This window comes from Candidatus Arsenophonus nilaparvatae (assembly GCF_045346035.1).
Lineage (GTDB): Bacteria > Pseudomonadota > Gammaproteobacteria > Enterobacterales > Enterobacteriaceae > Arsenophonus > Arsenophonus nilaparvatae.
Genome location: NZ_CP158507.1, coordinates 545,557 through 568,172 on the forward strand (window position 1 = coordinate 545,557; position 22,616 = coordinate 568,172).

Sequence of the window (22,616 nt, forward strand, 5' to 3'; positions counted from 1 at the left end):
GCTGCCCAAATCCGGCAGGAGCACGGGCAACGCGGGGCAAACCGATAAAGAGTGATCGGGTGTAACAGAGGCAGGTGACGCAGTGTCGAGCACATTTTCGATTGGGGTGGTGATCAAAGGAGCGGTGGCCGGTGCCTTTCGCTCAGCGATGGGCGATTCACGGCGTAGCCTCAATAGCCTGAGTGAAACCACCCATCGCCTGCAATCCCGTCAGCAACAACTGACCCAGGCGGTCACTCGTTACGGTCAGTTGGGTGTGCAGGCAGCACGTAGCCTCAATAGTGAGCTGGGTCGGGTGGGTCAGACGCTTTCCCGTCTCGGACAACAGCATCACGCCTTAATGGGGCGAGGTCTGGCGTTAGGTGCCACCACGGCGGCAGCGGTGGGTGCGGTCGCGCCGTCGGTTAAACAATCGATGACCTTTCAGGACAACCTGGTCGATATGGGGATCACCGCCGGTTACGACGGTGCCACCCAGGCGGCAATGGGTAACGATATCCGCGCCTGGAGCCAGCAATACAACCAGACCCAGTCCGATTTACAGGCCGCCACCAGTGCGCTTATTGGCAATAACATTGACAGCCTGGACGATATTCGCGCCTACCTGCCACACATCGCCCGAGGCGCAACCGCCACCCGCACCTCCGCTGAACTGTGGGCGCAGGCGGCGGTGACCACCCAGCAGTCGCTGGGCATTGCCGCGAAAGATTTTGCCGCGGTACAGAACATCATGGCGCAAGGGGGTAAGGCCGGGTCATTTGAAATCGCTGACCAGGTGAAGTGGTTGCCCGAGCTGGCCCCAAAGATGAAAGGCATTGCTGAGGGTAAAGAGGCGGTGGCGGAGCTGGTCTCTGCCTTGCAGATAGCCAGGATGGGGGCAGGCACCTCCGATGAAGCAGCCAATAATCTCAAAAACTTTCTCGAAAAGGTGTTTGCCCTGGAAACCCAAAACGCTTTGCGGATGTCGGTATCGATATTGAAAAGTCCTTAATGCAACAAAAGTGCACGGGATTTCGCCGATTGAAGGGATGATGAATACCCTGCAAAGCTATCTGGCACAAAAGAGTCCCGAGGCGCTGGCACAATTTAAATCAGCGATGGCGCTGCAGGACGATACCGCGCGCGATAAGGCGTTACTGGCCCTGCAGCAGAACTTTGGCTTAGGTGAACTGTTTGCCGATATGCAGGTAATGGCCTTTGTGCGTCCGATGCTCGCGAATATGGACAAGTACCGGCAAATGCGCGCAGACGATTTACAGGCAGCCGATAAAAATGTGCTGCTGGGCGACTATAAAAAACGGCTGGCCTCACCGATTGAGCAGATGAAAAAGTTAGGCATTGCCAGTCAAGAGCTGTCACTGAGTATCGGTGAATCACTCTCCCCGCCGTACTGTCGTTAACGCAAACGGTTCTGCCTTATCTGAATGCCGCCAGTGGTTGGGTCAAAACCCACCCTCAACTGGTCAGCGGTATCGCCAAAACCGTGGGGGCGCTCCTGTTGTTTAAGGGGGGATTGTTGGCCACAAGGTTGGCGTTCAATCTGCTGGGTTCGCCGATACGCCTGCTGTGGGGTGGGTTTACCCGGCTGCGTACCGGCTGGCTGTTACTCCAGAGTGCTTTCGGCATGGGTGGGCGCTTAAGCCGACTCGCAGGCAGCGTAGGACGATTAGGTAAGGTGTTGGCCGGTGGGCTGGTGACGGGCCTGCGCCTGGCTGGTCATGCCCTGCTGTGGTTGGGGCGAGCACTGATGTTTAACCCTATCGGCCTGACTATCACCGCGATTGCCGCCGGCGCTTACCTGATTTACCACTACTGGACGCCGATAAGCGCTTTCTTCAGGCCCGCTGGGCCGAGGTGAAACAGGCGTTTTCCGGCGGTATTGCTGATGTGGGTGCACTTATCCTTAACGGGTCGCCGCTGGGGCTGCTCTATAAAGCCTTCGCCGGGGTGATGGGCTATTTCAACATTGAACTGCCTGCCCATTTTACCGATGCGGGTCGCCAGCTGATTGAGGGTTTGGTCAATGGCATCAAAAGTCGGTTAACCGCCGCCAAAGAGACGATTGTCAATTTTGGGGACAGTGTTTCAGGCTGGTTTAAGGAGACATTGGGCATACACAGTCCCTCACGGGTCTTTGCCGGATTGGGGGACAATATTGTGCAGGGGGCGGTGGTGGGCATTACCCGTACCACGCCCGCGTTAGAACGCGCCGTTGGCGGCCTGATGCCGCTGATGCAACCGCCCTCCCCGCGTGTGCCCCACTGGCCTGATACCCCAATCCCCCCTGCCGGTCAGGGGAAGGCATTTTCAGGCATACAGATCACCTTTGCCCCACAGATTGTGATAAACGGTCAGTCCCAGGCGGCCCCAGCGGCGTTACGCGAAGCCCTGGCTATCAGTGTGCGTGAGCTAGAAAAACGCCTGGCGCAGCTGATGCACCAACAACAACGGAGGGACTTTTACTGATGCTGGCGATCCTGGGTGAGATTGAAGTGCAGCTACAGACCGGCTTTACCGCACTGGAAGCGACCCTCGGCGGTGAGTTTGCCGAACAGGCGCGCATTGGCCGTAAGCCCGGCCTGCAGTGGGTCGGCGATAAAGGGGATGAATATCGCCTCAGCGTGCGATTTCATCAGCAGTACTGTCAACCGACCGCGCAATGGCAACGGCTACAGGCCGCCTGTCGTGCCCATCAGGCACTGGCATTTGTGCTCGGCAATGGCGAGTACCTGGGGCATTTTGTGATCAGCACGCTTACCGGTCGCACGCTGTTAGCCCATGCCGACGGTATCGCCCAATGCCTGGAGGTCGATATCAGTCTGCGTGAATTTACCGGCGATCTGCGCCAGCCGCTTAGCCGCCGGCGATGGCCACCACACTGAACAGAAAAGCCGCCGGGCTAACACCGGCGATCGGCAGCGGTACACCGCTATCGCGGGCGATGGGTCTGGCCCGTCAGGCGCAGTCGGCACTGGCTACGGCCTCACAGGCGATCCGGGTGGCGCGCCAGATGAAAACGGATCCGGTCGCGGCGTTAACGCGCGTCCCTGGGGTCATTACTAGCTTAGGTGAGGTGGCCACCCCGTTGATACAGGCGCAGCCGTTGTTGGCCGGCCTGGAAGCCCATTTTCCTGCGGCCAGTCACCTGACCCGTGCGGCGGGCAAGGTGGCGACCACGGCCAGCCAGGCGAAAAACACGCTCAGTACTCTGACCCCCGGTACCGGCCAGGCACTGCCCGGTGCACTGGATACGGTGGCCGGTCAGGTGGGCGGTGCCCTCAGTACCTGGAACGACGTCGCCCCGGTGCTGAGCCGTCTGACGAGCCATCTGGTGACGCGTCACTAAAAAGGAGAACAGGCCGATGTTTGCAAGTCAACATGAAGAAGAACATAAGCCAGGTGTCTGGCAACATATTACCCGTGAGGGCGAGCGCTGGGATACGCTGGCCGCCCACTATTACGGTGACGCATTGGGCTATGTGCGGATCATTGCCGCCAATCCTGATATCCCCATTACACCGGTGTTGCCTGCCGGCATCACCTTGGCTATACCGCTGATTAACGCGCAGGACACCGTGGAGGAGACGCCGCCATGGTTACGTTAACGACACAAAGACAGCAGGCGGTACCGGCCCCGACCTGGACCCTGCATTATGGCCAAAAGGACATCACGCACGATATCACCCCGGACGTGCTCGGGATCCGCTTTACCGATCAGCTCAGTGGCCAGTCTGATGAGCTGACGGTCGAACTGGAAGACAGCGCCGGGCGATGGCGTGGGGCCTGGTATCCGGGTAAAGGCGACACGCTCTCATTGGCGCTCGGCAGGGTCGGCACGCCATTACGTCCCTGTGGCACCTTTTCGATTGATGAAATAGAACTCAGTGGCCCGCCGGATACGGTGTCGCTGCGTGGGTTATCCGCTTCAGTGACCACCGCGCTGCGAACCCGGAGCTACCGGGCGTTTGAGCAGACCAGCCTGGCGGCCATCGCCCGCCGGATTGCCCAAAAACACCACCTGACACTGGAAGGGCAGATTGCGCCGCTGCCCCTTGACCGGGTCACGCAGCAACATGAAACCGACCTGGCTTTTTTGCGCCGACTGGCCGAGGAATACGGCTATATCGTTAAAGTCACGCCGAGCAGGCTGATTTTTTCTGAGCGCGTCAGATTGCGGGAAGCCTTGCCAGTTAACGTCATTACCCCGCAAGCCGTCAGCCATTACAGCCTGCGCGATACGCTTAACCGTATCTACCAGCAGGGCAAGGTGAAATACCAGGACAGCCAGCGCAAACAACTGGTCACGGTCGGTATCAAGGCCGATGGCACGATAGGCGACGTGGCGCGAGAAACGGCTCCTCAAAAACAGGGACGTTCAACCAGCGCCGATACCTTAAGACTGCACAGCCGGGCACGGAGCCGGGAAGAAGCGACTGCCAAGGTGTGTGCGGGGCTGAACCGGCATAATGAATATCAACGGGTGGCGACGGTAGCGCTGGCCGGCAATACGGCGTATCAAGCCGGGTTAACCGTGCGCCTGGCCGATTTTGGTCGCCTGTCCGGGGTGTGGCTGATTACTGAAGTTCGCCATGCCCTATCGCGCCAAAGCGGGTACACCTGTGAACTCACCCTGGGCCAGGGGCCGATGGCGCACACCAACAGGAAAACGACTCGCGCGGATAAGCCTGCGCCCCGACAGGTGATTGGGGTGAAAGCCGATGGCAGCGTGGGGCCGCTGAGTGAAAAAGAGATGACAATCGGAGAAAAGCCACCATGAAAGGACTGCAATTGATGTTCGGTACCATCAGCCAGATTGATGAGCAAAACGTCCGGGTACGGGTACGGCTGCCGACCTGTGATAACCTGCGCACCGCCTGGCTGCCGGTATTGCAACGCAACACCCAGGATAACAAGGATTACGGGCTACCCGATGTGGGTGAACAGGTGAGCCTGCTGCTGGATGCTGACGGCGATGACGGCGTGGTGTTAGGGGCGGTGTATTCCGAGATAGACCGCCCGACAGTGGCGAGCCGCGATAAGCGGCGGGTAGATTTTGCCGATGGGACTTTTGTCGAGTATGACCGCAAAAACCACGCGATGACTATCGGCGGCAATATACAGACCCTGACGCTGACCACCCAGGCCACTGTGCTCATTCAAACGCAAAATGCGACGGTGAAGGCAAGTCACACCCTGTTACTGGATGCACCCGATACGGTCGCGACGGGCAACCTGACGGTACAAAAGCAACTGACTTACCAGGGCGGCATGAGCGGTTCGGGCGGCAGTGGCGCGACAGCCATCATTGACGGCACGCTCCAGGCCAGCGGCGATATCCAGGCAGGTCGGGTGTCGCTGCAACAGCATCAACACAGCAACGGGCATGACGGTAAACCCACCGGCAAGCCGTTATAAGCGAGGGAGGAACGCGTTTGATGAACACAATGACCGTCCTCAGCGCCGTAGATTGGCAACCCGCGCTGCACGTATCGGGTGAACGGGTCAGTGGCGTCGAGGATATTCAGCAGTGCCTGCGACTGATTTTAGGCACCCCAAAAGGCAGCGACCCGCATCGACCGGATTTTGGCAGTGATCTGCATCGTTATCTGGATATGCCCACTGAGCGCGCCTTGCCGCATGTGGTACGGGAAACGGTGGAGGCCATCAAACGCTGGGAGCCCCGATGCGAATTACATCAGGTGCGGCTTAATGCGCAGGGTGAGCGGGTGAATCTCCTGCTGCGCTGGCGACTGCCGGGCAGTCAGGTCAACGCACAAACGGAGGTGGCATGGCGTTAACCCTTGAGAAACCGCAGTTTGTGAACGCAGACGCCCAAGCCATTACCCGCGAGATGATTGCGGCCTATGAAGCGGCCAGCGGTAAAACCCTGTGGCCGGCGCAGGCGGAGCGGCTATTGATTGACCTGTTCGCCTACCGGGAAACCCTGGTGCGCAGTGCCATTCAATCCGCCGCCGAACAAAACCTGGTGGCCTTTGCCCGTGCGCCAATGCTGGACTATCTGGCCGAGCTGGTCGGCGTTTACCGTTTACCGGCTCAACCGGCACGCACCACGGTGCAATTTTCACTGGCGGTCGCACCCTCGCTGACGATACCGATACCGGCCGGTACACGGCTCAGCGCCACGGACAGCCTGCTATTTACCACCGACAGCGAAGTCAGGCTGACGCCAACGGCATCCCGGGTGACGGTGAGTGCGACCTGCAGCGAGGCAGGGATACAGGGTAACGGCTGGCAACCGGCGCAAATCAGCACCCTGATGGAGGCCATCGATGACGGGGATATTCAGGTCACTAATACCACGCCAAGCGAAGGCGGCTCAGACGTTGAAGACGATGAGCATCTACGCAACCGTATCCGTCTGGCTCCGGCGTCCTTCAGCACCGCTGGTTCACGTGAAGCCTACCGCTTTCATGCCATGAGTGCCCATCCGGGGATTTGTGATGTGGCAGTGACCCGCCCGAAACCCGGCACGGTCAACCTGTATCCGCTGCTGACCAGCGGGCTGCCGGACAAGACGGTGCTCAGCCTGGTGACGGCCCTGTGCTCGGAAGAGCGGGTGCGCCCGCTGAATGATACAGTGCAGGTGCTGGCCCCTGAAAAGGTTGACTATACCATTACCGCACAGCTGACCTGTTATGCCAGCCAGCCAGGCGAGCCGGTACTGAAACAGGCGTGGCAGGCCGCTGAGCAGTATGTGGCCCGCCAGGCTAAACAGCTGGGGCGGGATATTGTGCCCAGCCAGATTATCGCTGCCTTGTCAGTGCCGGGCGTTTACCGGGTGCAGCTCACGAGTTTCACTACCCTTGAGTCGACGGTACTGTCGGCACAGCAATGGGCGCATTGTAGCGACATTCAGTTGACCCTGGGCACGGAGAGCGGCGATGACCGATAACAGCCTGTTACCGCCGCTGCTGGCGGCAGAGAAACATTTTCAGGGGCTGGCGGCACAGGCGGCGCGGTTGCAGCAGATTGACCTGACGCCGCTGCTGGTTTATCTGCTGGACATGACCGAGGCGTCGGCCTTGCCCTGGCTGGCAGAGCAGCTGGCGTTAACCGGGGTTAATGGCTGGCATTTAGCCGAATCGGATGATGCCCGCCGTGCGATGCTGAAATCGGCCATCACGCTGCATCGCTATAAGGGCACCCCCTGGTCGATTCGCGCCATGATACGGGCGCTGGGATTTGGGGAGGTGACGATAACCGAAGGGGGAGCGGCCCTTAAACCGGAACAGGCCACCGCGTATCCCGATGGCGAGACGCACTGGGCGCTATATCGGGTGGTACTCAATACGTTGATCACCAATGACCAGGCGGCCAGATTACGCGAGACGCTCGCGGCCTTTGCGCCGGCGCGGAGCGAACTGGTGGCGCTGGATTATACGGCGGTTCCGTTGCGCTATAACAATCAAACGACCTACCACGGGCGCTATAATCATGGCAGCAGTTAAGGGTATGCAAAAATACTTAATGAATAGACAAAAACAGACTACACTATGACTAACAATCCGCCCACGAGGGGATCCAGCCCGATGGAGAACGATGACATGAGTTATTTAAAAGAAACGGCTGCCTGGGAGGACGGTATCTACCAGATAGAGACCTCCGACCCGGTATTGGGTGGGCCAGACGGTATCACCAACCGACCTACGCGTGAACTGGCGAATCGTACCGCCTGGTTAAAGCAGCAATTAAAAGCGGCCGAAGCGGCGTTAACGGCGCATACGCGCTCCCGAAATCACCCGGATGCCAGCGTAAGTGAAAAAGGTTTTGTCAAGCTCAGCAATGCCAATCAGAGCAGCAGTGAAACGGAAGCCGCAACCCCTAAAGCGGTGAAAATTGTCAATGATAGACTTAATGCGGTGGTCGACCATGCGCCTTCCGATTTAGATACGCTGAACAAGCTGGCGCAAGCGATTAGCAATAACCCCAAATTTGCTGAAAACGTCATGCAACTGTTGAGTCAGAAACTGGCAAAAAATGACAACGGCGCTGACATCCCAGACAAAAATAAATTTTTAGAAAACCTTGGTTTGTTAGAAACAGTAAATCTGGCTAAAAATGCAACACCTAGTCAGCGTAAAATTAACGGCAAAACCCTGATTCAGGATGTAAAATTAACCGCCACCGATGTTCATGCTGTTACGCCAGAAGTATTGCGTGTCGAAATCCCTGTCGGCGTTCCTCTGCCTTGGCCTACTGAAACGCCTCCGTCAGGTTGGCGTATATGCAATGGTGAGAGCTTTAATAAGAAAGAATACCCACTGTTGGCACTCGCTTATCCATCAGGGAAACTCCCTGATTTACGTGGCGAATTTATTCGGGGCTGGGATGCAGGACGAAAAGTGGATAACGGACGCAAAATATTAAGCGTACAAGGTGATACCCTTCAAAATTTCACTGGAAACATAACCGGCATTCAGTTTGTCGGTCAATCATCAGCCAGTGGGATTTTCAAAATGGGAAGAAGAATGGCCAGTAGTAGCATTACTGGAGGAACCAGCGGCGTATTCGCTGTTGATTGCTCAGCCAGTTTTCAGTCTGGTTTGAGAACCGCTTCAGAAACAAGGCCGCGAAATGTCGCGTTTAACTACATTGTCAGGGCAGCATAAAGTTTTTATCTTTTCGGAGCTTCCGGCCGCACAATATCTGGCGTGGTGCCGATATCGACACGGTTTAGCAGTGTGCCGGATATTCACTCGCCAAATCCTCTTTCAGAAACCAATCGCTAGAACGACGCTTTCAAGACCGTTATCTATCGTCACCCTGACGGTCGCGTTATCGACCAGATGGGCTGACTGGGACTGATTATCGCCCCAAGCGTTAATCGCAGTATCAACATAGCCGATACAGAGCAATCCTGCTTTGAGAAACTTCATGGGCAGCGGGAAATCATAGGTCCCTGCCCCTCTGTCTTTTCCATATCTCGCCCACTGGATAATCACCCCCGTGTCCCCGCATTTCCACCATCCGTTGACCTCGCGCTTTGCCGTATTCGATTGACCGTAGGTCCCTTTGGGCTGGAAGGTATTTTTCAGGTAAACATCCAGCCACTGATTTCCCCATTTGCTGCCGACAACATTGCCGTCAGCGGCCATTCTTCCCGCTCCTGCATACACGGAAGAAGGTGCACAAAAACCGCCATCTTTATGGAAAACGTACTCACCACCACCGTCAATACCGTTATTGATGTGTATTCCATCACCGCCCTTATCTTTCCAGATATAGGCGCGCACTTTGCCATCAGCATTCGCGAGAATAAAATGCTTGCGGTTATCCCCTTCAGTCCGATTTGGGTACCCTGTGACATAATGTCGCCCTTGACGGTGCCGCCAGTACGTTTGTCCAGCGTATTTTTTGCACAATCTACCGTTTCCAACAAACCAAGGTTTTATTGAATCTGGAATTTAGCTAATATTTTGCCCAAAACCAGCGATGACAAGGCTTTCAGAGGGAGGATAAGGTCCTAAAATGGCAAAAATAGGCTATATGAGGGTGTCAAAAAATGACCAAAACACCGATTTACAGCGAAAATCGCTCATTTGTACAAATTGTGAGCAGATTTTTGAGGATAAAATCAGCGGAAAAACAGACCAGAGACCCGGATTAAAACGCGCGCTAAATGCACTGAAATCGGGTGACACCTTAGTCGTCTGGAAGCTGGATAGACTGGGTCGCAGCATTAAACATTTGATTACTTTAATATCCAAACTGGAAGATGAAGGTATTCATTTTCATAGTTTGACGGATTCTATCGACACTGCTTCGTCAGCAGGTCGTTTTTTCTTTCATGTGATGAGTGCGTTGGCGCAAATGGAGCCGAGAGCTGATTGTTAAACGTACTCAGGCAGGTTTGGCCGCAGCGAGAAGCAGAGGACGTATCGGCGGTAGACCTTGCTCATTATCTTCTGCACAGCAAGAGCAGGCTAAAAAATTACTTGAGTTCGGTCAGAGTAGAAAACAGCTGGCATTACTGTACGGAGTTTCATTAGCGAGCATTTACAAATATTGTCCAGCGAATCAAAACGTTTGAACAGGCCAAGACGGCTCTGATGAAACATAACAATTTAGTTACGTTACACTCAACGGAAACAGATATAGCCGGCGATTTACGATTTATCACAGATTTCAGTTTCAAATATAGCATTCGGTATCACCATAGTCTATTTTTAAAAATGATAGAATATATTGAATCAATAAATCTGAGTCACGACCACAAATGGGATGGATAATGAACCAAACATGCAATAAACTGAAATTCGCTTACTGGGTTCCTAATGTGTCAGGGGGACTTGTTATCAGTAATATCGAACAGCGAACTAGCTGGGATATCAATTACAATCTCAAGTTAGCACAGATCGCAGAAGCCAACGGCTTTGATTATGCGCTGAGCCAGATCCGCTTCACCTCTAGTTACGGTGCAGACAACCAGCATGAATCGGTATCATTCAGTCATGCACTGCTGGCGGGAACAACCAAACTGAAGGTTATCGCCGCACTCTTGCCCGGGCCATGGAATCCAGCCATAGCCGCTAAGCAGATCGCCACGATCAGTCACCTGACTAATGGTCGTGTTGCAGTGAATATTGTCAGTGGTTGGTTCCGTGATGAGTTTGCCGCTATCGGTGAACTTTGGCTCGATCATGACGAGCGTTATCGTCGTTCGGAGGAGTTTATACTAGCCATACGTGGTATCTGGACAGAAGATAGCTTTACGTTCAAAGGTAACTTTTATCGTTTCAACGAATATTCGATGAAACCAAAGCCGGTGGATCCGCAACCAGAAATCTTTCAGGGCGGTTCATCGCGTGCGGCGCGTGACATGGCTGCCCGTGTCTCTGATTGGTACTTTACCAATGGTAACACTCCGGCGGAGATCAGAAAGCAGGTCAATGATATCCGCGCCAAGGCCGTGACCAACGGACATTCCGTCAAGATTGGGGTGAATGCTTTTGCCATTGCCCGCCAGACTGAAGAAGAGGCGAAAGCGGTTCTTGACGAAATTGTCGCTAAGGCTAATCCCGAAGCTGTGCAGGGCTTTGCCGATCAGGTGAAAAATGCAGGGAAGGCTTCACCCGAAGGAAAGGGAAACTGGGCAAAATCATCCTTTGAAGACCTCGTTCAATACAATGATGGATTTCGTAGTAATCTGATCGGAACGCCGGTGCAGATCGCCGAACGAATTATTGCGTTAAAAGATGCCGGTGCAGATCTCATCCTACTCGGCTTTCTGCATTTTCAGGAAGAGGTAGAATTCTTTGGTAAACACATCATTCCTCTAGTACGTGAACTGGAAGCCAAGCGTGACGTAGAACGTAGTCCTTAATAGGCCTTATCCAAGTAGGTCAAAGTAGCTCTGATGAAAAATAAAAGTGTAATTCCGTTGCACTGACGGAAACAAAAGTAGCTCACCATTTATCGCACATTTTGGCTTCAAATATCGCACGCGGCATCATCTTGGTCGGTTAATAACCGCTGGTTAGAAAATGCTAATAAACTATGATGATATTGTAATAATTCACTTAATCTTGCCGTGTTATTTTCATTATAAGCATATAATAATGATAATTTTTTCTCTAATCGATTACTTTTTTCATAATAAAAAGCATGCGATATCGGATTTATGGTTATATCAAAAGTTGGAATCGATTTTTTATCAATTCTATTCGCTAAACTTATTATATTACTTAAATAGTGGTTATGCCATTGTTGACTTTTAACTAATGCCTGCTTTAAAGTTAACTTACTGAGGCTACTGCGTCTATCTATACTAGCTAGTTCCATTAACGATATTTTTAAATTTTCTAATGATGTATTATCCTGAATTAACATCATTATTTTTGCCATATTTATCGTTCCATTTGGGTAGAAAAATAATTGTGATAATAAATAATTTGAATAACTACTTAAATAATGAATAATCTGAGGTCGATAAGCAATATTCTCTAATAATATTTTAATATCGTAAGCTTGCTGTTGTATCGTCGGCAACTGATTATTCAAAAATAAATTACGCCATTCGATTAAGGCATTAATACCAATATATTTATTTTGTTCGAAATAACTATTTACTTTTCTGTTTATAATAGGATCATATTTAATCTGATTTATTTTATTAATATCTAATTGATCATTTTCATCCATTAAATAACCTTGTAAATGATAACCATATTTATGGCTATTTGTATTCAAATCTATTTTATTTGTGACAATGTCCATTAATAAATATTGTTCAATAGGTATATGATTAAAATAAAGCTGCTTAGTATCAATATTATAATCAAATCGACTTAATTTTTGCGGGTTGTGTGTTAATACATTATATTGATGCAATTCATCCGACGATAATGACAGTAAGCTACTACTTTCATTTTGGTAGGTGGTTACTGTACTATTTATCGCTCTTCTTGCCAAATTGATTACAGTTTCACTTGCCATACCACTTGGATCATAAGGGTTAGCCAATTTACCTAGCCCTTGTTGAGAGAAAAAACAGACTTCTACCGGAATATTTAAACCCAAAAATAGCTTTATTTCGCCAAGAACATCAACTAATTTGGCTGATAATAGCCCTTCAAATAAAGATTGCTCATCGTAGTTAACAATATCACCTAATAAGATCCATTTTTTAATTTCAGTATTATTGAGTTTATTTAATTCACCATATTCTATAATCGCTGTATTTGAATATTTATCAACCTGAAAAATGAACGTATTTTTTGGTAACTGTTTAGCTAATAGTTCAGCTTGCTGACGAAATATTTTATCACCAGAAAAACGAAATATTATTTGTGCGCCATTTTCATTTAATATTTGTGATGATCCGGCTGTTATATTAGCAGTATTAATTTTTGACCATAAAGGGACATTGTAAATATTTTTTTTATGTAAATTATCAATTAATACACCAATATCGTAATTATTGCTTATTCTTTCATCGCTGGTAAAATTATCAATAAAAATTTGATAAGCTTCACCATCGTAAGCAACCGTTTTAAGCAAATCTAAATCCAGCTCGCCATTAGGGTAATAAAAATATTGATTAAGGTAGTCACGATAACGATTTACTGCCTTTGGTAAAGAAATATCAGCTAAATTTATTTCCCGTAAAAGAGATAATATTAAAGCTTCTCCATTAATCATTATTTCACCACTAGCACTATCTTTTATATATCGATTCTTATAATATTTAGCCGGCTGTTTATGTTGTTCACCATCCAAATAAACTTGTTTACGGCCACTGTCATTAATGTATAAATCTTTGGTATAGGCCACTACAGTTGCGCTAAAACCTTTGTGCCAAAATTGCTGACTGATATTTAAAGCAAAATTATCCAATAAATTATCCTTGCCTAGTTTACAACCTAACAAAACAATTTTTTCTGGTTCATTGCTAACTAATAACGTTTCTTTTAATTTTTTTAATTTATCAACAATGTCATAAGCATTCTTATTAGCAAACAGTCGTTGGTTGCTCTGCTTATCTAAACGGCCATGGCCGACGAGTAGCCAACGCGTTTTTTTGCCAGCCACTTTATCCATATCACCATAGATAACTCGATACTGATCAGTTGCCAAATCATATTGTATCAGCACCGTATTAGTCGGATGTTTACCAATTAAATTTACCACCGCTTGATTAACAATTTCTTCATCTTCCAACTGGATAATAATGTTATACGAGTCATTAGAACCATCTAACTGTGACTTAGTTAATTCTGTTTGCTTTTGCTGAGAAATCAGTTCTGGACTAATTTTCGGGTTCCACCACTGTTCAAGCGGTTCAAGTTCTTTATCACCTAAAACTTTATTATTATATAATTCAAATAATTTTACAGGTAATTGCTCGCAAGGAAAATTAGCAATAGGAACAGTGAGATAAAACTCTAATAATTCTCTGCTATTTGGTAAATAATAAATAATATCACTTATATTAGTAATTTTTCGTATCTCATAATTTTGATTATTGATACGTATATGAATATTATTCTCTGATAATTGCAGAATATTTTCATATTGATTGGTAAATAATGCTAATATTTCATCTGCTTCCAATGTATCTACCACAATATTAATATTTTTTAGTTGATTTTTTTCACTAATTAATTCGATCGTTGTGGTTCTATTATTATCATTAAATTGTTTGAAAATTATCTTTACTTTATTATCCAAAATAAAATTATCCCTGCTTTCACAAAGAATTTTATTTGTTGTAATATTAACTAAATTTTCATCTATTACTGGTAAAATGACATGCTCTGTTATTAAATCATCATATTCCATTTCAGAAATAAATACATTAACTGTATCATTTTGGAAACCAGGAAATCTATAAATGTCATCTCTTATTTTTACAATATAATTTAAAAATTGGATGAAAATATATTTATTATCCGTTTGTATAACACCATAATTGGGATCAAAAAATGCATAGGTTAATTTTCTAGTTTCCCTATTTTTCTCTATCACAATCGCCATCATGTGATCTTCTGAGCAAAATTCAAAATATTTATTTTTATCTATATCTTCAATATCTATACTTGTTTTAATAAATTCATCAAAATTAATCTCATTTAAAATGTATTTTTGGCTATTATTAATAGTCTTTAATCCTCGCTGATTGTAATAATTAATATATTTTTCAAGATATTTTTTCTTAAGCGCGATAAGGGCATTATTAGCAAAAAATTTAACTTCTTCGGTAGTATAACTTTCATTATCTACCTGGAGTGCTGTTTCAAGAAAAAATTCTTTAAACCAAAATCTATCTTTATATAAAATTTGAACATTATTTTCATATTCACTCACTCTTTCAATATAATTAGCTAATGTTTCCGTAGATTCTTTTTTCGGCCAATACCAATAGGCTGGTTCATAACTAGCAATATCTAACATATCAAATGATGCCCGTTGTCGATTTGCTAAATCAATTAATAAACGATTAATTTTTTCTTGGGCATGAAGTTTTTTCGCTTGTAAGTTGGCCTTCAAATAAGGGGAAGTATGAGAATATATCTCTTCATCTAAGATTTTTGTCAAAACTTTGATACTCTCCAAATAATGTTTACCTTGTTCTAACCTCCCTTGACGTACATGCGTTAAATATTCAGCACTAAGTGCTGCACATAATCCGGTGATCCCTTCAGTAATATTGCTATCATTAGTAGCAACAAATTTATTAAAAATAAATAATAGTTTATCTTCAAATTCATTATAAATATAATCATCTTGCGAAAAACTAATATCAAAAAAATACTTCATAATATTTGGCATAATAAATCACCTTATATATCATTATTTTTTATTTAAATTTTAGGCGTTATTAATAACAAACTCTTGGCTAAAATAAAAGCGAATAATCATTTGTTATCAACTATAAAAATTTGGTGGGAAATTATGTCTATATATAAAATAGCGTTAATTAAATAATATATTCTTCATGCTGTTATTTTTATAATAGCAATCATTTTAAATATGATAAATTATATTTTTTAAGTAAAGAAATGACGTTATTAGAATATAAGATTTAATAGTAAAATGATTTAATTTTGGTTAGATGACATGACAAATCTTTAAATTTATGATTTTGTTTTTCATCCCAAATTATAGGATAATAATGTTTTAAAATATTAGCGCTTATTTGGCTATCAATAAGTTCATCATGGCGAGATAATATTAGCATACAGTTATGTTTGTTCTTTTGGCGAAAATTATCCACACATTTGGTCATGATGTCTAAATACTCTTCCGGTCGGGTAATTTTTCCTATCATATTTTCATAAGGAAATAAATTGGGGTTAATCATCAATTGTTTTATATTACACAAAAATCCTATCCGTTCAGCCCAAAAACCACCTAAGCCAACACCACAAATTAAAATTGGTGTTTGATTAATACTTTGAATATTTTTATCGACTTCTTTAAGTAAGTGTTGCATATCATGCCGTGGATATAGTGTACTGTAACTGATAAGACGCACATCCGGATCAATAAATTGTAATTGCATGATTTTTTCATGATTTCCAGGACTATCTGAATCAAAGCCATGTAAATAAATAATCATAATTGCCTCTGCCATTTTTCACTCAAGGACGTTAATGCTAGATTCGCCGCTTGCCAGCGTGATGTTTTTTGTAATTCAACTAAAGAGTATTGCTGCGCATGATGATAAAGCTCTACCGTTTGGTTATATTTTGCGTTTGGTAAACTATCTAATACACTAATCGCCCCCATACGATTATTGCAAATAAGCAGCCTATCACAGCCGGCATTAAGTGCTGCCTGTGCCCGTTCAGGATATCCTCCCATCATCGCTGCTCCCTCCATCGAAAGATCATCAGAAAATATTGTCCCGCTAAATCCTAGCTGTTGGCGCAAAACTGACTTCAACCAATAAGCCGAAGCACTCGCCGGTCGTTCGTCAATTTGAGTATAGATGATATGAGCTGGCATAATGCCATCAAGTAAACGACGTTGAATAAAATAACTAAAGATTTTCATATCATGTGCGCGGATAATGGTTAACGAGCGATCATCAATCGGTGTTTCTTTATGTGAATCACTACTAACTGCACCATGGCCGGGAAAATGTTTACCTGTTGTTTTCATTCCCGCCGTATGCATGCCTTTAATAAAACGCTCAGCCATAATAACAGCCGTATCTAGTTGTTGATGAAAAGAGCGATCACCGATAGCTATACAATTATGTCCAATATCAAGTACAGGGCTGAAACTAATATCAATATCCATCGCGATCATTTCTGCTGCCATCAACCAACCAGCTTCTTCCGCTAGATTAGCCGCCGTATACTGATCATTAAGCATGGCAAAAGATTGGGCCGCAGGTAGCGCAGTAAATCCGTCTCGAAATCGCTGCACACGGCCACCTTCTTGATCCACAGCAATAATTAAACGGTTATCTGTCGCATTGCGAATTTGGCGGACTAGCTCTCTGAGTTGCTCAGGATCATGATAATTGCGCGTAAAGAGAATAATACCGCCAACCAGCGGATGCTGTAGAATTTCACGTTCTTCAGCATCTAATTCAAATCCCTGTAGATCTAATATAATTAGCCCCATAAATTATCCTCTTAATACATTTTTTGAATTACTATTTATTATCAGATCAAACCAAACCATATTCTAATAGGCTGAGCCAGCGCTATGTATTGTGGATCTTTTGTCTGCATCCATCGGACTTCATACCACATCATTCTCATATAATTAACCCAAGGCTGCCATAACAGCACTTTCTGGTTTAATTTATAAAAATCATTATAAGCATGCAATTGCTGACAATAGTGTTGCAAAAACTGACTTTGTACATTTTCTTCCCAACTATTTGTCGCGAATAACGTTGCCAGAGCAAATGCCAAATCACAATCAGCGGCATACTCCCAATCCAAAAGTCTCAAAGTTCCGTTATCAGTCAATAAAACGTTTCCACTATGAATATCAAGATGGGCAAGTACTTTTTTACTGGTTTTAGGTTGGCAGGCATGTTGAAAAAAATGATGTAAATTTAACCAATTAGCTGATAGTCTGCGCCGATCAATTTGATACCAGTAACTGGCTAAATGTTGTTTCAGATGCAGTGAATAACCAGATAATGGAGATGAATGTAATGATGCGAGTATCCGACTTAATGGTTGATATAATTCCAGTAAAGAATATGCGGTATCAATAACGGCCTTACCTTCCATCCATTCTAATAGTAACCAGTCATTATCACCTCCCAGTACCTTCGGAGCAGCAACAAATTGAGTAAGCTGGTGTAATATTTTACGCTCTTTTTGCCGGTTAATACCTAATAAACGCTGATCTTTTCCGGCAAAACGCGCAATCAATTTAATATTGGCAGTTGCTTCAGCGTAAAAACTTCCACCGCTCGCTCCTGATAACGCCTTAATTCGCCACTTATCACTAGTTATTGCTGGATATTTTTGTAATAACAAGTTAATAAGTGTTTTCTTTTTATTCAATGCGATTTGATCCCGACCAGAGGATCTCACCCGTTTGTGCTGCCATTAGCTGCATTTCAATTTCACTTTGCTGTTGATTGCCCGAAATGACCGAATAAAGCACATAGTCAGCTTGCACATAACGCGCAAGGCCGATAGCCTTACTCCGCGTAACTAAACTGTCTTCCTGAGATAAGCCCAGTGCTTTACGTGCATTTGCCACCACATCTTGTGGAACTAATTTGAATACATTTTGGTTATTAACCGCCTCAATAATCGCATCGGTTGCTTGCATTGATTGAATTGACATATTGGTATTATTTTTTATTGAATCAATTAATAACACCTTGCCTGACTCAACCCCTTGAGCTTGTACCAATTGATGGGCTAAAGGAATCACGGCTGTTAACCAATCTACTGTTTTTACCTTTGGTAGCTGCGGTACAGTATCTGGAGACGTTGGTGTTGTTGGTTGTTCGGTAGGCTCAGTCGGTTCGATTGTAATAACAGGTGCTGGTTTTTTACTCGTTATCGATGAACAACCAACTAATATGAATGTCACAACCATAAGTTGAAAAATACGTCTCATTTACTCTTCTCCTGTGTACCTTTAATTGCAAGGTAAACTGAATAACAAAGCCTGCGCCAAAATACCAATTTAAATTGCTTTATAATTAAATATTAACCAAAAAATTACTTTTGTCTTTCTAATAACAAATCAACAAAATAACGGTACAAAATTTATCTATCTATCTTTTTTGTTAATAACGGCCCTAAAGGATGACCTCCCACTAAATGCATATGAATATGGAAAACTTCCTGGCCGGAATGTTGGTTACAATTCATAATTAAACGGTAACCATCATCAGCAATGTTTTCCTGCTTAGCAATCTTTGCCGCAACCGTAATCATGTGGCCTAACGTTTGTTCATGCTCAGGTTTTACATCATTGATAGTGGCGATCAAAATATTAGGAATAATTAAAATATGGACCGGAGCCTGTGGTTCAATATCCCTAAACGCCGTCACTAAATCATCTTGATAAACAATATCAGCGGGGATTTCGCGGCGAATAATTTTACTAAAAATCGTTTCTGCTGCCATAATTTCATCCTTTAAATTTTTATGAAGATGCAAGTTTCTTAATCACGTTTAATGGTTAAATGAAAAAGATCACAAAAATTTTGTGTAGTAGCTCGCGCAATTTCTTCAATATCTATACCTTTCAATTGGGCTAAAAACTGTGCTACATCTCTTACATAAGCGGGTTGATTTTCTTGGCAGCGATGGGGAACAGGCGCCAGGTAAGGAGCATCAGTTTCAATTAAAATACGATCTAAAGGCACCATACGCGCAGCCTGGCGGATCTGTTCGGCATTACGAAATGTCACTATACCGGAAAATGAGATATAAAGCCCTAAATCTAATAATGTTTTAGCCATCGGCTCATCTTCCGTGAAACAGTGTAAAACCCCACCGCAATTACCCACCTGTTCTTCTTTCAATATCGCTAATGTGTCTTGCTGGGCTGCTCGTGTATGGACAATAACAGGTTTTTTTAATTGACAACCTATACGAATATGTTGACGAAAAGATGTTTGTTGCAATTTAGCATTTTCACTTTGGTAGTGATAATCCAAACCGGTTTCACCTAACGCAACAACTTCATCGCCTGACGCTAAACGTGCCAGTTCATCAAAATCATTACCTTGATTGAGATCAAGCGGATGTATGCCACAAGAAAAGGCCACATTGTCACGCTGACCAATCTGTTTTTTCATGTTAATAAAGCCTGGCAGGGTTGTTGCAACAGCCAAAATATATTTTACCTCATTAGCCGCTGCTTTTACGATAACATCATCGATATCTTTATGTTTATTCTTATAATCTAAACAATCGAGATGACAGTGTGAATCCACTAAAAACATAATAAACTCTTTTAATTATGGTGATGAAGGGTGTTTTGCCAGTTGATTAACTGAGATGTCAATCGTAGTTCCTGATTCAATCCCATCACTGACATTAATTGATGGCGACAATTTTGCCATTCAGTAGCGCTCTTCAATAAGATGTCTACAGAGTTGATGCCAGCCAATTTAGTAATTAATGATGACTGATCTTGATTGACACAATAATTACCTGCTTGCTGTTGATATTTTACTGCATCCAACAATAGGCTTATCAGCCAACTGATCCGACAGGCAGCGTCTGGCTGATCCAATTCAGGTAACCAGTTTAAAAGTGTCTTTGTTGATAAATGCTGCATTAATGATTGGCAAAATTGCTTTCTTTTCAGCCAATTATCCGGTTGTAACAGTGTTAAAGCGGCAAGAGGCGCACCTGCATTCAGATTTATTGCCGTTTCAATATCAACTTGCGCTAACGATATTTTTTGTTTTTGTAACCATGAAATCGCGGTTTTACACTCAGGTACTGAAAGGTAATAATAAAAACATCGACTACGTAACGTGGCTAGCAATGAAGCTGGATCTCGACACTCTAAAAAAAAATAGGTATTGTCTGTCGGCTCTTCTAAAGTTTTCAATAATGCGTTGCTAGCCGCTTCTGTTAGTGCTTCCACCGCAGGAAACCAAATAACTTTCGCACCACCTTGCTGTGCATGGCTAACTAAAAAGTCAGTTAAACAACGAATACTTTCAATACCTATCGTATTTTTACCTTTGTCAGCGGTAATTTTATGCCAGTCAGGATGTGTCCCTGCCAACATCAGTTGACAGCTATGACAGCTATGACAGCTACCACAGCTTTTCATACCCACTGGTTGTTGGCACATCAGCCAGCGGCTAATAGCATAAATGAGTGAATCACTTCCCATTCCAGCATTAGCATGTAATAGCAATGCATGATGTCCTTGCTTGTTCTGATGGAAAGCAATTATCTGTCTATAGGCATGATTTAACCATGGATACCAGTTCATTCTACTTGCCTTGCGCTACCAACCAATTCGACAATGTCTGGCGAATGGTTTTTTGCACCTCTTCTAGTGATTTGTTAGCATCAATTGTGATAATGGTGTCATCTTCCGCAGCTAATTCAAGATAGCGCTGACGGGTTCGTTCAAAAAAGTCCAATGACTCTTTTTCTATCCGATCTAGTTCACCACGATCCCGCGCTCGCTGCAAGCCAAGAGTGGGTTCTATATCAAGATATAGTGTTAGATCAGGTCGAAAATCATCCAATATCGTATTGCGCAATACTTGCATCAATTCGGCAGAAAGCCCACGTCCTCCACCTTGATATGCTTGTGATGAAAGATCATGGCGATCACCAATCACCCACCTTCCCTTTGCAAGAGCAGGCTTGATAACATTTTCAATTAATTGAATACGCGCGGCATAAAGCATTAGTAACTCCGCTTTATCTGTGACTTTTTCCTCGGCAATACCATGTTTAATTAATTGTCGCAATTTTTCTGCTAGCGGCGTTCCTCCCGGCTCACGGGTAAAATCAATCTCAGTTATTCCTACCTTAGCGAGAGTTTCTACAACTGTTTTTATCGCGGTAGTTTTCCCTGCACCTTCGAGACCTTCAATAACTATATAACGACTTTTCATTCATTTTTATCTTTTGTCTGACGATAATGTTTAACGGCCTGATTATGATCATTAATATTGGTAGTAAAAGTATGCCCACCATTACCTGTGGCTACAAAATAAAAATAATCGGTTTCATCAGGATGAGCCGCTGCTTTAATTGAAGCTCTACCTGGCATAGCAATTGGCGAAGGAGGCAACCCAACAATCAAATAAGTGTTATAAGGACTTGGCTTATCTAAGTCACTACGATAAAGCACCCCACGATATTTATCGCCTAAACCATATATAACAGTAGGATCCGTTTGCAACCGCATTTTTTTCTTTAAGCGATTAATAAATACCGATGCCACTTTAGTTCTCTCTATATCAATGCCGGTTTCTTTTTCAATAATTGAAGCCATAATTAACATTTGATATGGCGTTTTATACGGCAAATTTGACTCTCGTCCCTGCCATTCATATTCAACAGCCGTTAACATTCTCTGATGCGCACGCTTCAATATGTCAATATCATTCATTTCTGCGGTATAATAGTAAGTATCTGGATAAAACCATCCCTCTAGTGATTGACCTGGCGGTAACCCTAATTGCTGCGCTAGTTTATCAGCAGACTGATTTTCAATAGTCTGCTTTAAATAAGGCGCTTGATGTAATGCTTTTTTCCAGTCTTCAAAACGAGAGCCTTCAATAAACAGCAAGCTAAATTGCGCTTCTTTACCAGCATAAAACATTGCTAACATTGCCCGCAAAGACATGCCAGGATTTAATCGATAGGTTCCCGCTTTAAATTGCGCCAATTGTGGTTCTAATCTTAGTAACCATTGAAAATTATTCGCCGAATTTATTATTTTCTGCTCTGCTAACAATGATTCTAATCCGGCTCGCCCTGTGCCTGCTGGCAAAGTAAAAATAGTTGTTTCATGAATATTAATCGCTGTATCAGCGTAATTTTGTATCTGACGGTAAAATGTATAAAGAATACAGCCACTCAATATTAATAAAAAAATAATCAACCACAATATTCTTCTTGCATACTTCATTTAACATTCATTTCCTAATATTACACTAAAAAAGTTAATCT

The 22,616-nt window shown here is 44.9% G+C and carries 21 protein-coding genes and 2 pseudogenes; 12 read left to right on the top strand and 11 right to left on the bottom strand.

Features of this window, described 5'->3' with window-relative positions; genetic code table 11:
• Positions 1 to 82: 82 nt before the first annotated feature.
• The 10 genes and pseudogenes from WH390_RS02755 (at position 83) to WH390_RS02800 (ending at position 8,630) form a co-directional block, all read left to right on the top strand.
• Positions 83 to 2,466 (top strand): annotated as a pseudogene (locus tag WH390_RS02755) (phage tail tape measure protein).
• Positions 2,466 to 2,882, top strand: a complete 417-nt coding sequence (locus WH390_RS02760; protein ID WP_406850673.1) for a phage tail protein — start codon at positions 2,466 to 2,468, stop codon at positions 2,880 to 2,882. The pseudogene WH390_RS02755 and the gene WH390_RS02760 overlap by 1 nt, the downstream one beginning before the upstream one ends.
• A complete protein-coding gene (locus WH390_RS02765; RefSeq protein ID WP_406850674.1) occupies positions 2,867 to 3,346 on the top strand; it encodes a hypothetical protein in 480 nt (159 codons plus the stop codon). Before WH390_RS02760 ends, WH390_RS02765 begins: the two co-directional genes overlap by 16 nt.
• A gap of 16 nt (positions 3,347 to 3,362) precedes the next feature.
• On the top strand, positions 3,363 to 3,605 hold the full coding sequence (locus tag WH390_RS02770) for a tail protein X (protein ID WP_032116654.1): 243 nt from the start codon (positions 3,363 to 3,365) through the stop codon (positions 3,603 to 3,605).
• A complete protein-coding gene (locus WH390_RS02775) occupies positions 3,593 to 4,777 on the top strand; it encodes a phage late control D family protein (RefSeq protein WP_032116653.1) in 1,185 nt (394 codons plus the stop codon). Before WH390_RS02770 ends, WH390_RS02775 begins: the two co-directional genes overlap by 13 nt.
• Positions 4,774 to 5,415, top strand: a complete 642-nt coding sequence (locus WH390_RS02780; protein ID WP_406850615.1) for a phage baseplate assembly protein V — start codon at positions 4,774 to 4,776, stop codon at positions 5,413 to 5,415. Before WH390_RS02775 ends, WH390_RS02780 begins: the two co-directional genes overlap by 4 nt.
• Positions 5,416 to 5,435: 20 nt before the next feature.
• Entirely contained in the window at positions 5,436 to 5,798 is a 363-nt protein-coding gene (locus WH390_RS02785) for a GPW/gp25 family protein (protein ID WP_032116651.1), read from the top strand.
• The gene (locus tag WH390_RS02790; protein WP_032116650.1) at positions 5,789 to 6,913 is read left to right on the top strand and encodes a baseplate J/gp47 family protein; all 1,125 of its coding nucleotides are present in this window, start codon (positions 5,789 to 5,791) and stop codon (positions 6,911 to 6,913) included. Before WH390_RS02785 ends, WH390_RS02790 begins: the two co-directional genes overlap by 10 nt.
• Entirely contained in the window at positions 6,903 to 7,469 is a 567-nt protein-coding gene (locus WH390_RS02795) for a phage tail protein I (RefSeq protein WP_032116649.1), read from the top strand. The genes WH390_RS02790 and WH390_RS02795 overlap by 11 nt, the downstream gene beginning before the upstream one ends.
• An 81-nt stretch (positions 7,470 to 7,550) precedes the next feature.
• Entirely contained in the window at positions 7,551 to 8,630 is a 1,080-nt protein-coding gene (locus WH390_RS02800; protein WP_148305615.1) for a phage tail protein, read from the top strand.
• Positions 8,631 to 8,732: 102 nt separating this feature from the next.
• On the opposite strand, the gene WH390_RS02805 is transcribed toward WH390_RS02800, so the two are convergent.
• A complete protein-coding gene (locus WH390_RS02805; protein ID WP_406850675.1) occupies positions 8,733 to 9,383 on the bottom strand; it encodes a hypothetical protein in 651 nt (216 codons plus the stop codon).
• A 106-nt stretch (positions 9,384 to 9,489) separates the two neighbouring features.
• Here WH390_RS02805 and WH390_RS02810 point away from each other — a divergent pair.
• Both WH390_RS02810 and sfnG read left to right on the top strand, forming a co-directional pair.
• Positions 9,490 to 10,051: pseudogene (locus WH390_RS02810) on the top strand (recombinase family protein).
• Positions 10,052 to 10,249: 198 nt separating this feature from the next.
• Complete coding sequence (gene sfnG, locus WH390_RS02815) at positions 10,250 to 11,344, top strand: dimethylsulfone monooxygenase SfnG (RefSeq protein WP_032116648.1); 1,095 nt, start codon at positions 10,250 to 10,252, stop codon at positions 11,342 to 11,344.
• A gap of 107 nt (positions 11,345 to 11,451) precedes the next feature.
• Here sfnG and WH390_RS02820 read toward each other — a convergent pair whose 3' ends face one another.
• From WH390_RS02820 to mltG, 10 genes are all read right to left on the bottom strand, one after another.
• On the bottom strand, positions 11,452 to 15,291 hold the full coding sequence (locus WH390_RS02820; RefSeq protein ID WP_406850676.1) for a C80 family cysteine peptidase: 3,840 nt from the start codon (positions 15,289 to 15,291) through the stop codon (positions 11,452 to 11,454).
• Positions 15,292 to 15,544: 253 nt separating this feature from the next.
• Entirely contained in the window at positions 15,545 to 16,081 is a 537-nt protein-coding gene (gene ycfP / locus WH390_RS02825; protein WP_032114804.1) for an alpha/beta hydrolase YcfP, read from the bottom strand.
• On the bottom strand, positions 16,078 to 17,097 hold the full coding sequence (gene nagZ, locus WH390_RS02830) for a beta-N-acetylhexosaminidase (protein ID WP_032114610.1): 1,020 nt from the start codon (positions 17,095 to 17,097) through the stop codon (positions 16,078 to 16,080). Before nagZ ends, ycfP begins: the two co-directional genes overlap by 4 nt.
• 41 nt (positions 17,098 to 17,138) lie before the next feature.
• Positions 17,139 to 17,999: a phosphotransferase gene (locus tag WH390_RS02835; protein WP_052044797.1), complete on the bottom strand. Its 861-nt coding sequence runs from the start codon at positions 17,997 to 17,999 to the stop codon at positions 17,139 to 17,141.
• A complete protein-coding gene (gene lpoB / locus WH390_RS02840) occupies positions 17,992 to 18,567 on the bottom strand; it encodes a penicillin-binding protein activator LpoB (protein ID WP_032114611.1) in 576 nt (191 codons plus the stop codon). Before lpoB ends, WH390_RS02835 begins: the two co-directional genes overlap by 8 nt.
• 152 nt (positions 18,568 to 18,719) lie before the next feature.
• Positions 18,720 to 19,082: a purine nucleoside phosphoramidase gene (gene hinT, locus WH390_RS02845; RefSeq protein WP_032114612.1), complete on the bottom strand. Its 363-nt coding sequence runs from the start codon at positions 19,080 to 19,082 to the stop codon at positions 18,720 to 18,722.
• A 38-nt stretch (positions 19,083 to 19,120) separates the two neighbouring features.
• On the bottom strand, positions 19,121 to 19,906 hold the full coding sequence (locus tag WH390_RS02850) for a metal-dependent hydrolase (protein ID WP_032114613.1): 786 nt from the start codon (positions 19,904 to 19,906) through the stop codon (positions 19,121 to 19,123).
• Positions 19,907 to 19,917: 11 nt separating this feature from the next.
• Positions 19,918 to 20,916 (bottom strand): DNA polymerase III subunit delta' C-terminal domain-containing protein, encoded by a 999-nt coding sequence (locus tag WH390_RS02855; RefSeq protein ID WP_032114614.1) that lies wholly within the window; start codon positions 20,914 to 20,916, stop codon positions 19,918 to 19,920.
• Between the two features lies 1 nt (position 20,917).
• The gene (gene tmk, locus WH390_RS02860; RefSeq protein ID WP_032114615.1) at positions 20,918 to 21,553 is read right to left on the bottom strand and encodes a dTMP kinase; all 636 of its coding nucleotides are present in this window, start codon (positions 21,551 to 21,553) and stop codon (positions 20,918 to 20,920) included.
• A complete protein-coding gene (mltG, locus tag WH390_RS02865) occupies positions 21,550 to 22,575 on the bottom strand; it encodes an endolytic transglycosylase MltG (protein WP_032114616.1) in 1,026 nt (341 codons plus the stop codon). Before mltG ends, tmk begins: the two co-directional genes overlap by 4 nt.
• Between the last annotated feature and the right edge of the window lie 41 nt (positions 22,576 to 22,616).